The sequence below is a fragment of the Rhizobium sp. CFBP 13644 genome (assembly GCF_014842165.1).
Classification (GTDB): Bacteria; Pseudomonadota; Alphaproteobacteria; order Rhizobiales; family Rhizobiaceae; genus Agrobacterium; species Agrobacterium tumefaciens_C.
In genome coordinates this window covers 12,642-24,739 of record NZ_JACYVF010000004.1, presented here as the reverse complement: position 1 = coordinate 24,739, position 12,098 = coordinate 12,642, and the positions used below count along the sequence as shown (strand labels likewise).

At 56.9% G+C, this 12,098-nt stretch carries 16 protein-coding genes; 2 read left to right on the top strand and 14 right to left on the bottom strand.

Annotated elements, in window-relative coordinates; all coding sequences use genetic code 11:
• Positions 1-99 precede the first annotated feature (99 nt).
• From IFT53_RS12655 to chvI, 5 genes are all read right to left on the bottom strand, one after another.
• Complete coding sequence (locus tag IFT53_RS12655) at positions 100-375, bottom strand: HPr family phosphocarrier protein (protein ID WP_042619213.1); 276 nt, start codon at positions 373-375, stop codon at positions 100-102.
• Positions 376-390: 15 nt separating this feature from the next.
• The gene (locus tag IFT53_RS12650; RefSeq protein WP_042619214.1) at positions 391-792 is read right to left on the bottom strand and encodes a PTS sugar transporter subunit IIA; all 402 of its coding nucleotides are present in this window, start codon (positions 790-792) and stop codon (positions 391-393) included.
• A gap of 125 nt (positions 793-917) precedes the next feature.
• Positions 918-1,382, bottom strand: a complete 465-nt coding sequence (locus tag IFT53_RS12645) for an HPr kinase/phosphorylase (RefSeq protein WP_192065075.1) — start codon at positions 1,380-1,382, stop codon at positions 918-920.
• Positions 1,372-3,147: a sensor histidine kinase gene (locus tag IFT53_RS12640; protein ID WP_192065480.1), complete on the bottom strand. Its 1,776-nt coding sequence runs from the start codon at positions 3,145-3,147 to the stop codon at positions 1,372-1,374. The genes IFT53_RS12645 and IFT53_RS12640 overlap by 11 nt, the downstream gene beginning before the upstream one ends.
• Positions 3,148-3,209: 62 nt before the next feature.
• Positions 3,210-3,935, bottom strand: coding sequence for a two-component system response regulator ChvI (chvI, locus tag IFT53_RS12635; protein ID WP_108722659.1), 726 nt, complete (start codon positions 3,933-3,935; stop codon positions 3,210-3,212).
• Positions 3,936-4,277: 342 nt separating this feature from the next.
• On the opposite strand from chvI, the gene IFT53_RS12630 reads away from it, so the two are divergent.
• The gene (locus IFT53_RS12630) at positions 4,278-5,888 is read left to right on the top strand and encodes a phosphoenolpyruvate carboxykinase (protein ID WP_192065073.1); all 1,611 of its coding nucleotides are present in this window, start codon (positions 4,278-4,280) and stop codon (positions 5,886-5,888) included.
• Between the two features lie 240 nt (positions 5,889-6,128).
• Positions 6,129-6,563 carry an alternative ribosome rescue aminoacyl-tRNA hydrolase ArfB gene (arfB, locus tag IFT53_RS12625; protein WP_192065071.1) on the top strand — a complete coding sequence of 145 codons (435 nt, stop codon included), beginning with the start codon at positions 6,129-6,131 and terminating at the stop codon, positions 6,561-6,563.
• A 24-nt stretch (positions 6,564-6,587) separates the two neighbouring features.
• On the opposite strand, the gene coaA is transcribed toward arfB, so the two are convergent.
• The 9 genes from coaA to hisB form a co-directional block, all read right to left on the bottom strand.
• The gene (gene coaA, locus IFT53_RS12620) at positions 6,588-7,571 is read right to left on the bottom strand and encodes a type I pantothenate kinase (protein WP_192065479.1); all 984 of its coding nucleotides are present in this window, start codon (positions 7,569-7,571) and stop codon (positions 6,588-6,590) included.
• 14 nt (positions 7,572-7,585) lie between these two features.
• On the bottom strand, positions 7,586-7,909 hold the full coding sequence (locus tag IFT53_RS12615) for a phosphoribosyl-ATP diphosphatase (protein WP_192065069.1): 324 nt from the start codon (positions 7,907-7,909) through the stop codon (positions 7,586-7,588).
• A gap of 16 nt (positions 7,910-7,925) precedes the next feature.
• Positions 7,926-8,702: an imidazole glycerol phosphate synthase subunit HisF gene (hisF, locus tag IFT53_RS12610; protein WP_192065067.1), complete on the bottom strand. Its 777-nt coding sequence runs from the start codon at positions 8,700-8,702 to the stop codon at positions 7,926-7,928.
• Positions 8,699-9,433, bottom strand: coding sequence for a 1-(5-phosphoribosyl)-5-[(5-phosphoribosylamino)methylideneamino]imidazole-4-carboxamide isomerase (gene hisA / locus IFT53_RS12605; RefSeq protein WP_192065065.1), 735 nt, complete (start codon positions 9,431-9,433; stop codon positions 8,699-8,701). Before hisA ends, hisF begins: the two co-directional genes overlap by 4 nt.
• Positions 9,434-9,445: 12 nt before the next feature.
• A complete protein-coding gene (locus IFT53_RS12600) occupies positions 9,446-10,003 on the bottom strand; it encodes a hypothetical protein (protein WP_192065064.1) in 558 nt (185 codons plus the stop codon).
• Positions 10,000-10,173, bottom strand: a complete 174-nt coding sequence (locus IFT53_RS12595; protein WP_192065062.1) for a hypothetical protein — start codon at positions 10,171-10,173, stop codon at positions 10,000-10,002. Before IFT53_RS12595 ends, IFT53_RS12600 begins: the two co-directional genes overlap by 4 nt.
• A 66-nt stretch (positions 10,174-10,239) precedes the next feature.
• Positions 10,240-10,890, bottom strand: coding sequence for an imidazole glycerol phosphate synthase subunit HisH (hisH, locus tag IFT53_RS12590; protein WP_192065060.1), 651 nt, complete (start codon positions 10,888-10,890; stop codon positions 10,240-10,242).
• Between the two features lies 1 nt (position 10,891).
• Positions 10,892-11,383: a DUF2628 domain-containing protein gene (locus IFT53_RS12585; RefSeq protein ID WP_192065058.1), complete on the bottom strand. Its 492-nt coding sequence runs from the start codon at positions 11,381-11,383 to the stop codon at positions 10,892-10,894.
• 76 nt (positions 11,384-11,459) lie between these two features.
• A complete protein-coding gene (gene hisB, locus IFT53_RS12580) occupies positions 11,460-12,056 on the bottom strand; it encodes an imidazoleglycerol-phosphate dehydratase HisB (protein WP_192065056.1) in 597 nt (198 codons plus the stop codon).
• Between the last annotated feature and the right edge of the window lie 42 nt (positions 12,057-12,098).

Here is a 12,098-nt window from a genome sequence, read left to right as displayed (position 1 = left end):
CAGCCGCTGCCTGAAAATCCAGATTGCGGTTTAACAGGCTGAGACGTTTCTGGCAATAACGATATAAAGAAGTCTTTATGTCTTTATATGACGTGGTTATCAAACTTCTTCGCCGAAGCGATCCGCGACTAGATTTTCGAGTGCGGTGAGCGCTTCCTGCGCCTGGTTACCACTGGCTTCAACCAGAACGGTGCAGCCGGGGCTTGCGGCCAGCATCATCAGGCCCATGATGGATGTGCCGCCAACGGTCATGCCGTCCTTGGATACTTTGATATCCGCATCGAAGCTATCGACCATCTGAACGAACTTGGCGGAGGCGCGGGCGTGAAGGCCACGTTTGTTGACGATCAGCAATTCCCGCGAGAGAGACGACATCCGGTAATCTTCTTCTTATTTGCCGCTGAGGACGCGGCTGGCAACGTTGATGTATTTTCTGCCAGCATCGGAGGCCTCCTGCAAGGCCTTCTCCATGTTATCTTCGACGCGAATACTCGCCAGTTTGATGAGCATGGGAAGATTGACGCCGGCGATAACCTCGACATTGCCGCTGTTCATCACGGAGATCGCAAGATTGGATGGCGTTCCGCCAAACATATCGGTGAGTATGATGACGCCATTGCCGTCATTGGCACGCGTTACGGCGTCGATAATATCCTGACGGCGCTGGTCCATGTCATCTTCGGGACCGATACACACTGTCTCGATCAATTTCTGAGGGCCGACCACATGCTCTACAGCGTGGCGAAACTCCTCAGCCAGCTTGCCATGAGTGACAAGCACCAGTCCGATCATGAAACGCTCCCTTGCACACGTATTCTGATTGCGCACTATCGCAATGCCGCAATCATGTCTATCGGTGGGGCCACATCTTGATGAGGAAAAGACGAAGCGCAAGCCCCAAATTGCTGGTTTTGTGTTCACATTCCCTTGGTAACGAAAAGATTCTGAGCAAGTGCAGCAAATTTTCCATAGGGCATGATGCTGTCACGCGGGATCCGCAGAAGCGGCAGAGACAGGTTGCCCCCAAGATCAAGCCGCTCATCCTCAGGCGGGAGCCGGGGGCTGACCGGCGATGTAACCGAGGTGATGGCGTAGTGCATCGGGGCTGATGCCACGCTTTTGACCGATATGATGCCGCTGCCGCGCAGCTCCAGAAGTCCGGCGATGGCCTCCGGCCGCTCGGCCATAACCCCCCCGTCATGGCCTGTGATGAAGACCTGATCATCGCCCACGAGAAAGGCGTCCAGCCCGCAACGCTCGGCTTCTGTCATGAAGCTGAAAGCCATTTCGCTTTTTCCGCTGCCGGATGGTCCGACAAACAGCAGGCCGGTCTTGCCGATGACGATGGCCGTTGCGTGGAGATTGAAACGCTCAGCGCTCATGATGGGCGGCGGGAAGCGACAGGCTGAAACGCGCGCCTGATATGACGCCGTATTTATCGAGAATATTGTCCGCTTTCAGTGTGCCGCCATGTGCCTCGGCAATCTGCCGGCTGATGGAAAGCCCAAGACCGGAATTCTGGCCAAAGCCTTCACTGGCCGGGCGATCGGTGTAGAAACGTTCGAAGATGCGGTCGATATCTTCGGCCTGAATCCCGGGACCATTGTCCTCGACGCGCACGATGCAGCGGTCTTTCTGACGCACGAGATGCACGACGATCCGCCCGCCATCCTGAGACACGAAGGAGCGTGCGTTCTCGATGAGGTTCGTGATGATCTGACCGATGCGCAGATCATGGCCGTTAACGACATAGCTGACCTTGGCACCCGGCTTCCGATCCACCACGAAATCGATAGTGACGCTCTTCTTCTTCGCGCTGATCTGGCGCGAAATCTCGACCAGATTGCCCAGCACCACTTCCAGATCGACAGGCGAGGCATCAACGCGGGCAAGCTCCGCATCCAGCCGCGAGGCATCGGAAATATCGCTGATCAGCCGGTCCAGGCGGCGCACATCGTGGAAGATGATCTCCGTCAGACGCTGCTTGGATTCTTCCGTCTTGGCACGGGGAAGGGTCTCCACCGCGCTACGTAGCGATGTCAGTGGGTTCTTCAGCTCATGGCTTACATCGGCTGCGAAACTTTCGATCGCGTCGATGCGGTCGTAAAGCGCATTGGTCATTTCACGCAGCGCTATGGAAAGGTTACCGATTTCGTCCTGACGCGCCGAGAAATCCGGAATTTCCTCACGCGCCTTGGCGCCGCGCCGCACGCGAATGGCGGCAGCCGAGAGACGGCGCAGCGGCGTGGCGATGGTGGAAGACAAGAGCAGCGACAGGACGATGTTGACCAGCGTCGCGATGCCGAAGACGCGCATGATGGCAAGCCGTTCAGCATGGACGATCTTGTCGATATCACCCGCCTGAGTGGACAGGAGCAGAACGCCCAGCACCGCACGGAAACGCTGTACCGGGACGGCGACGGAAACGATCAGCTCACCCTTTTCCGTCACACGCACGACAGCGCCGCGAACGCCGGTCAAGGCATTCATCACTTCAGGGTAAATCGAGCCGTCACCACCAGGCGTTTCCTTGTAAAGCGGCAGGCTGCTGGGCTGCAGCATCCGGTTGAAGACGCTCGCCACCCAATCGCCCCAGGTCTGCGTTTCAGGCGTGATCTGCGGCAGATCATAGCGCAGCACCTGACCACGCGAATAAAGGTGGCGCGAATCCAGCAAAATATTCGCATCCGCATCGAACAGGCGCGCGCGCGTTCTGGTGGGCGAAATCAGGCGGCGCAGCACCGGCGCAACGCGCTCGGGATTGATCGGAAAGGACAGGTCTTCATCATTCGGCACCGGCGTAATGCTCTGGCCCGCCTGCAATTCCAGAAGCTTTTCGGGATTGATGGTGATGGAATTGGTATCGACCGAGGCGGATGCCGAAATCGCGCCTGCGATGATTTCACCCTGCGTCAGCAGGCTTTCCACGCGCGCATCGATCAGCCCCTCGCGGAACTGGTTGAGGTAGAGGATGCCGCCCACAAGCACCACGGTGGCGGCCACGTTGAAAAACAGGATGCGCCGCGTGAGGCTGGAAAAGACTGCATTGCCGAAAATGCGCCGGACAATCGTCAGCGGATGAATACGATGCCGCCGACCGCTCTCACGGTCTTCGGCATCGGCTTGATCCGATACGTTGTCCTGCATCTTGTTCAGCAACGTCGTCCCTCAGCGCCGGATGTTGCGGCGTTATATCGTCTTTGCCTGTCTCAGGCTGCTTCGCGGAAGCGATATCCTACGCCGTAGAGCGTTTCAATCATGTCGAAGTCGTTATCGACGAGTTTGAACTTCTTGCGCAGGCGCTTGATGTGGCTGTCTATGGTGCGGTCATCCACATAGACCTGCTCGTCATAGGCAGCATCCATCAGCGCATCGCGGCTTTTGACGACGCCGGGGCGCTGGGCCAGCGAATGCAGGATGAGGAATTCGGTGACCGTTAGCGTTACAGGCTCGCCCTTCCATGTGCAGGTGTGGCGCTCCTGGTCCATGGCCAACTGGCCGCGCTCCAATGTGCGGGCCTGCTGGTCTGCCGTGGGCTTCAGCGGGCTGGCACCGGGAACGGCTGCATCGCGGCTGCTGGCACGGCGAAGGATCGCCTTGACGCGCTCGACCAGAAGACGCTGGGAGAAGGGCTTGGTGATGAAATCATCCGCACCCATTTTCAGGCCGAACAACTCATCGATTTCCTCATCCTTGGAGGTGAGGAAGATGACCGGAAGATCCGATTTCTGACGCAGGCGTCGAAGAAGCTCCATGCCATCCATGCGCGGCATCTTGATGTCGAAGATCGCGAGCTGCGGTGGGCGAGCAATCAATCCATCCAGAGCGGACGCGCCATCGGTGTAGGTTTCGACCTTGTACCCTTCTGCTTCGAGTGCAATCGAAACGGATGTCAGAATATTCCGGTCATCGTCCACAAGCGCAATTGTCTGCATAAAATTGGTCTCCATCGTCATAATATTTTTAACTCCCGACATCCCATCCCAGCCAAGGTTGTGCGCCGCGAGCATTTCTCATGAGTATAAAGGTGGAACAAATTGTGGCAAAGAAAATCGGCCGTTTCTTTTACCGAATTGTGAGCAGTAATTTTCGTCAATCGGAAATTTGACGGTTCGGCCTTCGAGCTAAACCGATTTAAACTGAAATAAAATCTTTTAAATCGATTAATATATTGAATTTATTCAATTATTTAAATTCACGCCTTGTCTTTTTAAATTGAGCGGATTAATTTCCAAGCACGTTTTAACGCTCTCGTCTTTTGAAAAAGGAATGCGCCCGTGAAGGAACTTGGAGTATATAATCCTGAGAATGGCGTGTCGGCGCTTGGCCTGTCAGCTGCCGCAACCGTGCATTACAACCTCATCGAGAGCGAATTGTATGAGCATGCCATGCGCAATGGCGAAGCAGATATAACCGCTGACGGCGCGTTGCGCGCGGTTACCGGCCAGCACACGGGCCGTTCGCCCAAGGACAAATTCGTCGTTCGCGATGCCTCCACGGAAGACAATATCTGGTGGGATAACAACAAGCCTCTTTCGCCTGAGCATTTCGAAATCCTCCATAAGGACATGCTGGCCCATGCCGCTGGCAAGACGCTTTATGTGCAGGACCTGATCGGTGGCGCAGACGAGGACAACGCGCTTGCGACCCGCGTCGTGACCGAGTTCGCCTGGCACGGCCTGTTCATTCGCAACCTGTTGATCCGCCCGGCGCGTGAGACGCTGTCGTCTTTCAAGCAGACGCTGACGATCATCAACCTGCCAAGCTTCAAGGCTGATCCTGAGCGCCACGGTGTACGCACCGAAACCGTTATCGCCTGCGACCTGACGAAGGGCATCGTTCTGATTGGCGGCACATCCTACGCCGGTGAAAACAAGAAATCCGTCTTCACGGTTCTCAACTATCTGCTGCCTGCCAAGGGTGTCATGCCCATGCACTGCTCGGCCAATGTCGGTCCTGATGGAGATGCGGCTGTGTTCTTCGGTCTGTCCGGCACGGGCAAGACCACGCTTTCTGCCGATCCATCCCGCACACTCATCGGCGATGACGAGCATGGCTGGGGCGAAGACGGCATCTTCAACTTCGAAGGTGGTTGCTATGCCAAGGCCATCAAGCTTTCGGCAGAAGCCGAGCCTGAAATCTACGCCGCGACCCGCCGCTTTGGCACCGTGCTGGAAAACGTTGTTCTCGATGAGAACCGCGTGCCTGACTTCAACGATACGTCGCTGACGGAAAACACCCGCAGTGCCTATCCGCTGCACTTCATTCCGAATGCGTCGGAAACGGGCCTAGCCGGTCACCCCAAGACCATCATCATGCTGACGGCAGATGCCTTCGGCGTTCTGCCGCCTATTGCCCGGTTGACGCCGGAACAGGCCATGTACCACTTCCTCTCCGGCTACACCGCAAAGGTTGCCGGCACGGAAAAGGGCGTGACGGAGCCGGAAGCCACCTTCTCCACCTGCTTTGGCGCACCCTTCATGCCGCGCCACCCGGCAGAATACGGCAACCTGCTGCGCGATCTGATTGGCAAGCACGGCGTGGATTGCTGGCTGGTCAACACCGGCTGGACCGGTGGTGCCTATGGCATCGGCAAGCGTATGCCCATCAAGGCAACCCGCGCCCTTCTCAGCGCAGCCCTGACCGGCGAGCTGAAAAACGCGCAGTTCCGCACCGATGCGAATTTCGGCTTTGCGGTACCGACGGCCCTTGAAGGCATCGATAGCGGCATTCTCGACCCGCGCTCCACATGGGCAGACGGCGCAGCTTACGATGCGCAGGCCAAGAAGCTGGTTTCCATGTTCGTCACGAACTTCACCAAGTTCGAAGACCATGTCGACGGCAAGGTTCGCGACGCAGCCCCCGGCCTTCGCGCCGCTGCCGAGTAAATATCCGCAAAGGATTCACGTGAAACCCGGCCTCGCGCCGGGTTTTTTCGTGGTGGGGACGCGTTTCCACACTCGCCAAACGTCATCCTAGGGCTTGTCCCTAGGATCTAACCACGTTTGACGTTGGGGTTCGTTAGATCCTAGGGACAAGCCCTAGGATGACGTCAAATGCGGGGTCGGCGCTTGTGAATAGTTTTCATTCGCATCGATCTGTGGCATCACCGCCGCCGGAGAACGAATATGGCCAGCGCCGCATTATTTATCAGCAACAGAATAACGATTGCCGGATGGGAACTGACGGAGCAATTCGTGCTGGCTGGCGGGCCGGGCGGGCAGAACGTCAACAAGGTCTCTACCGCCGTCCAACTCTTCTTCGATGTCGCTAATTCGCCGTCCCTCTCGGATCGCGTCAAGACCAACCTACTTCATCTAGGCGGCAGGCGGGTCTCCAAGGATGGCGTCCTGATGATCGAGGCCAACCGGTTTCGCACGCAGGAGCGCAACCGCGAAGATGCACGCGAGCGGTTGAAGGAACTGGTTCTGAAAGCCGCAGAGCCACCGCCGCCGGTACGGCGGGCCACAAAGCCCACCAAGGGTTCGGTGGAACGCCGCCTGAAGGCCAAGTCCGGGCGATCGGACGTCAAGAAGATGCGCGGCAGACCCGACAATGATTAGCGGACAGAGCACCTCCAGCTAGGGCTAGAGCTTGCGCAGCGCCACCGTGTCGATCAGGTGATTCTTTCCTTTGCGCAGGATCAGGTCGGCGCGCGGGCGCGTCGGAACGATGTTGCGGCGCAGGTTTTTCAGGTTGATGTTTTCCCAAAGACCTTCGGCAATCGCCAGCGCGGCTTCTTCCGAGATCGAAGCATAGCGGTTGAAATAGGATGATGGATCACGAAACGCCGTCTGGCGCAGGTTCATGAAGCGGTTCACATACCACTGGTGGATCAGGTCCTCGTCCGCATCGATATAGATCGAGAAGTCGAAGAAATCCGAAACGATCGGCACGATCCGCCCGCCCTCAGGCAAGTCCCGCGATTGCAGGACGTTGATTCCCTCGAAAATGAGAATATCGGGCCGGTCGATGGTGGTGAACTCGTTGGGCAGGACATCATAGATCAGGTGAGAATAGCTTGGTGCCTGCACATCCGGCTGCCCGGCCTTGATGGCAGAGAGGAACCGCAGGAGCGAGCCGATATCGTAGCTTTCGGGAAAGCCCTTGCGCTCCATTAGCTTTTCCCGCCGCAACACCTCGTTGGGGTAAAGAAAACCGTCCGTCGTGATCAGATCGACTTTCGGGCTGGAAGGCCAGCGCGCCAGAAGTTCTTTCAGAATACGCGCCGTCGTCGATTTGCCGACCGCGACCGATCCGGCAATGCCGATGACGAAAGGCGTCTTGTTGACACCTTCCATATTGAGAAACCGGTTGCGCTGATCAAACAGCACCTGCGAAGCCTCGACATGGGTGGAGAGAAGGCGCGACAGCGACAGATAGATGCGCTTGACCTCATCCATGTCGATAGGGTCGTTCAGCGAGCGCAGCCGCTTCAGCTCGTCGGCTGAAAGCGTCATCGGGGTATCGGCGCGAAATTTCGACCACTCTTCCGAGCTGAAGAAATTATAGGGTGAATATTCGTCGGGGCGGAAATGATCGAGCGTGTTTGGCATGCCTTGTCCTCCCATGCGTGCCACGGTCGTCATGTGTTTGGTCTCGATTCCTTTTCCTGCAAGCCGGATTGGCCCGTGCGGCGCTCCAGCTCAGTCAGCACATCGGACAACGGAATATCTGCGATCTTCAGCACCACCAGCAGGTGGTAGAGCAGATCGGCTGCCTCATCTGTCAGGTTCTTGCGATCATTGGATATGGCGGCGATGACGGCTTCCACCGCCTCTTCGCCCAGCTTCTTGGCAGCGCGGGGCTGGCCCGCCGCCACAAGCTTGGCCGTCCAGGATTGCTCGGGCGAGGCGCTGGCGCGTTCAGCGACGATGCGCTCCAGATCGGAAAGGGAAAAGCTGGTCATCTCTCGCTACCTTGGCTTAATCGAGACGCATGGCGATGCCGTGCTCGGCCATATAGGCCTTGGCTTCACCGATGGAATAGGTGCCGAAATGGAAGATGGATGCGGCAAGAACAGCCGTTGCGTGGCCATCTCTCACGCCTGCAACGAGATCGTCCAGCGTGCCGACACCGCCGGATGCGACAACGGGCACGCGGACCTGATCGGCAATGGTGCGGGTCAGCGCAATGTCGTAACCGCTTTTGGTGCCATCGCGGTCCATGGAGGTGATGAGCAATTCGCCCGCACCGCGCTCCACCATCTTGATAGCGAATTCAACGGCGTCGATACCGGTTGGCTGGCGGCCGCCATGGGTGAAGATTTCCCAGCGGTCCATTTCGCCAATGCCAGAAACCTTCTTGGCATCGATGGAAACGACGATGCACTGATTGCCGAATTTATCTGCCGCCTGCGCCACGAAGTCAGGGTCTTTCACGGCAGCGGAATTGATCGAGACCTTGTCGGCACCACACAGCAAAAGCTTGCGAATATCTGAAACGGCACGAACGCCACCGCCGACCGTGACCGGCATGAAGCAATGGTCTGCCGTGCGGGACACGACGTCGAAAATCGTATCACGATTGTCGGAAGAGGCGGTGATATCGAGAAAGCAAAGCTCATCGGCACCGGCAGCGTCATAGGCTTTCGCCGCTTCCACCGGATCACCCGCATCGATGAGGTCAACGAAGTTGACGCCTTTGACGACGCGACCGTCTTTGACGTCAAGGCAGGGAATAATGCGGGCTTTCAGCGTCATGCGCGTGCCTCCTTGATCAACGCCAGAGCGTTTGCCGGGTCGATGCGGCCATCATAGAGCGCGCGACCGGAGATCGCACCTTCCAGCTTGGCAGCATCCGGCTCCAGCATCCGCTTTATGTCTTCGATGGAGGCAAGGCCGCCAGAGGCGATCACGGGAATGGAAACGGCATTGGCCAGTTCCAGCGTGGACGCCCAGTTGATACCAGCCAGAATGCCGTCGCGATCAATATCGGTGTAGATGATGGCGGCAACGCCCGCACCCTCGAAACGCTGGGCAAGTTCGATCACGCCAAGCTCGGAGGCCTCCGCCCAGCCTTCCACCGCCACCTTGCCACCCTTGGCATCAATGCCGACGGCGATTTGTCCGGGAAAACGCTTGCAGGCTTCAATGACCAGAACCGGATCGCGCACGGCAACGGTGCCGAGAATGACGCGGGCAAGACCGCGGGAAAGCCATGCCTCGATATGATCAAGCGTTCTGATGCCGCCACCCAGTTGCACCGGGTTCTTGGTCGCTTTCAGGATGGCGTCGACGGCATCGCCATTGACGCTTTGTCCGGCAAATGCGCCGTTCAGATCCACCACATGCAGCCACTCGAAACCCTGGTCTTCAAACGCCTTGGCCTGTGCGCCGGGGTCTTCGTTGTAAACGGTCGCCTGGTCCATATCGCCAAGCTTGAGGCGAACGCACTGGCCGTCTTTAAGGTCGATTGCAGGAAATAGGATCATGTCAGTACTGCTTTATGGGCTTGAACTTGCGGTATCGCGAATGGATTTAATGGCATCCAGAATGTCCGAACCTAAGAACGCAACCGTTAGGGCAATGGCAGTAATGAAGAGCGTCCATATCGCTGTAGACACGATACCAACCCAAACCTGTGACCAGAATGTGGATTGGTTCTTGATGGAAGCTTCTATGTCTCTCGCTTGCCTAAGCGATTCAGAGTTTAGGGCATCGATTCTAATCTGGGGATCTATCGCCTGAACATATGTGTCCGCATAACCACTCAATATGTCCGAAGCTCGATTACGAAGCGTATTTTTCAAGTCTTCGGTCAGATAGCTACTTGTTACGGCGGCGACCTCTTGAGACGAAGGCTTGTGACCCGTGTTTCGGGTTTTATATTGGACAATCCAGTCGCGCTTCTGTCTTTTGTAGAGACCATAGGCGAGGATACCTACAAGATCGAGTTCGTCAGAACCCAAGTCTTCCACGTAGTATTCAAGAACTTTGTTATAGTCGCTCTTCTTGGCTTCCTCAAAAGTCACTTCTTCTGCAACCCCATCAGAAGGACTCATGCCTTTTCCTTATAAATTCTGGAAGCATTGGAAAGGGCTCGTTTGTGAACCTGCTCATCGACATGACGTATGATCTGCCCGTTTGGCAGGACAACATTGGAGAAGGTTGCCTTACCTGGCTTGGACGGCTTTATCGTGTAAGACACCCTGCCGTTTGTACCCTTTTTCATGTCACTCTCCATCTGAAGCCGGTTCAATACCGATATATAGTCTAACCTAGATTGCATGAAAGTGGATTACGGCTTCCAGCGCAGGAAATTCGAAATGAGGGCGAGGCCGAGCGTCTGGCTCTTTTCCGGGTGGAATTGCGCCCCGACCTTGTTGTCACGACCGACGAAGGCCGTCATCGCGCCACCGTAATTGGTGGTGGCAATGACATCGTCTGCGTGCTTGGCGGCAAGGTGGTAGGAATGCACGAAATAGGCGTGCAACCCGTCGGGGCCGGTTTTGATGCCATCAAACAGCGGGTGAGGGCGGTGCAGGTCCAGCGTGTTCCAGCCGATCTGCGGGATTTTCAAGGCGGGATCGGACGGCGTCATCTCCACCACATCGCCTTCGATCCAGCCCAATCCCTGGCTTATAGTCTTTTCCAGACCGCGCGAGGACATGAGCTGCATGCCAACGCAGACACCGATGAAGGGGCGGCCCTTCGTCTCGACGGCTTCAACCAGCGCCTCATGCATGCCGGTGACGGCATCCAGACCTGCGCGGCAATCGGCATAGGCACCCACGCCCGGCAGCACGATGCGGTCTGCGGAGGCAACAGCCTCGGGGCTGTCGGTGAGATCGATGGTCGCATCGATACCGGCTTCACGGGCCGCACGCTCGAAGGCTTTCGTTGCCGAGCGCAGATTGCCGGAGCCATAATCAATAATTGCCACACGCATGTCAGCGCCTTCCATTCAAATCGAACTGAAACGAGCCTGCCGGATCGTTCATGAATCCATTGCCGTTGGTGCGGTCCCGTTTCCACTCTGGCTGCGGAATGGCGGAGACCTCAGCTGCGTCATCTTCCGCCAGGTTGGAAAAATAGGTTTCTTCGGCGGTCGAGAGATCACGGGCGGGAATGACGGCCTTTAGCGTCCAGCCCTTCAGAACCAGATGTCGTGCCACGATGTTGCGTCCTTCCAAGCCGGCTATCAAACCTACCGATAGGGCAAACAGCGAACCGATGATGCCAAAACCTCCAAGCCCTGACATCTGGCTGGCTGCCACCTGAAGCACGATGATGGCGATGGACAACCACCAGAGACGGTGGATGGCAAACCACGCCCAGGGAAACAGCAGTGCCAGCCAGGAAAAGCGATCGGCTATGAACCGCGTGGAACGGTGATCGCGGTCTGCGCCACCAGGTGCTTCCAGAACGAAATAAGATGTCATCGGCTTTCCTGACAACGTTCACAGCAACGGCTAAAAGCGCGAATGCCCTTGAGCCGCACTGGCTGTTTCATCCGGTTCAGGCCAGCATGCCCTTTGTCGAGGGAACGCGGTCTGCCTGGCGTGGGTCGATCTCGGTTGCCACACGCAGAACACGGGCAACCGCCTTGAAGCATGTCTCGGCAATATGGTGGTTGTTGGCACCGTAATGGTTGAGAATATGCAGGGTGATGCCTGCATTCTGGGCCAGTGCCTGGAAGAATTCGCGCACCAGTTCCGTGTCGAATGTGCCGATCTTCGGCGCAGAAAACGCAACATTCCAGACCAGAAACGGACGACCTGAAATATCGACGGCGGCCTTGGTCATGGTTTCATCCATGGCCAGATCAAGCGAGGCATAGCGGGCAATGCCGCGACGGTCGCCGAGCGCCTTGGAGATGGCCTGACCGATTGCAATGCCGGTGTCTTCAACGGTGTGATGGTCATCGATGTGCAGGTCGCCTGCAACATTGATTTCCATGTCGATGAGGGAATGGCGGCTGAGCTGGTCGAGCATATGATCGAAAAAGCCCACGCCGGTGGAAATTTTCGATGTGCCTGTCCCGTCAATATTCACGCGCACGGAAACACTTGTTTCGTTCGTCTTGCGGGAAATCTCGGCTCTACGCTCTGCCATTGGGCTTCTCCGTATCAATATCGGCGTTCCTTATCAGCACAG

What these genes read in the sequence shown, in the direction of transcription:
- IFT53_RS12655 (WP_042619213.1), bottom strand. Translation starts at nt 375, where the DNA reads ATGTCGTCTCTCTCGCGGGAATTGCTGATCGTCAACAAACGTGGCCTT.
- IFT53_RS12650 (WP_042619214.1), bottom strand. Translation starts at nt 792, where the DNA reads ATGATCGGACTGGTGCTTGTCACTCATGGCAAGCTGGCTGAGGAGTTT.
- IFT53_RS12645 (WP_192065075.1), bottom strand. Translation starts at nt 1,382, where the DNA reads ATGAGCGCTGAGCGTTTCAATCTCCACGCAACGGCCATCGTCATCGGC.
- IFT53_RS12640 (WP_192065480.1), bottom strand. Translation starts at nt 3,147, where the DNA reads ATGCAGGACAACGTATCGGATCAAGCCGATGCCGAAGACCGTGAGAGC.
- chvI (WP_108722659.1), bottom strand. Translation starts at nt 3,935, where the DNA reads ATGCAGACAATTGCGCTTGTGGACGATGACCGGAATATTCTGACATCC.
- arfB (WP_192065071.1), top strand. Translation starts at nt 6,129, where the DNA reads ATGGCCAGCGCCGCATTATTTATCAGCAACAGAATAACGATTGCCGGA.
- coaA (WP_192065479.1), bottom strand. Translation starts at nt 7,571, where the DNA reads ATGGGAGGACAAGGCATGCCAAACACGCTCGATCATTTCCGCCCCGAC.
- IFT53_RS12615 (WP_192065069.1), bottom strand. Translation starts at nt 7,909, where the DNA reads ATGACCAGCTTTTCCCTTTCCGATCTGGAGCGCATCGTCGCTGAACGC.
- hisF (WP_192065067.1), bottom strand. Translation starts at nt 8,702, where the DNA reads ATGACGCTGAAAGCCCGCATTATTCCCTGCCTTGACGTCAAAGACGGT.
- hisA (WP_192065065.1), bottom strand. Translation starts at nt 9,433, where the DNA reads ATGATCCTATTTCCTGCAATCGACCTTAAAGACGGCCAGTGCGTTCGC.
- IFT53_RS12600 (WP_192065064.1), bottom strand. Translation starts at nt 10,003, where the DNA reads ATGAGTCCTTCTGATGGGGTTGCAGAAGAAGTGACTTTTGAGGAAGCC.
- IFT53_RS12595 (WP_192065062.1), bottom strand. Translation starts at nt 10,173, where the DNA reads ATGAAAAAGGGTACAAACGGCAGGGTGTCTTACACGATAAAGCCGTCC.
- hisH (WP_192065060.1), bottom strand. Translation starts at nt 10,890, where the DNA reads ATGCGTGTGGCAATTATTGATTATGGCTCCGGCAATCTGCGCTCGGCA.
- IFT53_RS12585 (WP_192065058.1), bottom strand. Translation starts at nt 11,383, where the DNA reads ATGACATCTTATTTCGTTCTGGAAGCACCTGGTGGCGCAGACCGCGAT.
- hisB (WP_192065056.1), bottom strand. Translation starts at nt 12,056, where the DNA reads ATGGCAGAGCGTAGAGCCGAGATTTCCCGCAAGACGAACGAAACAAGT.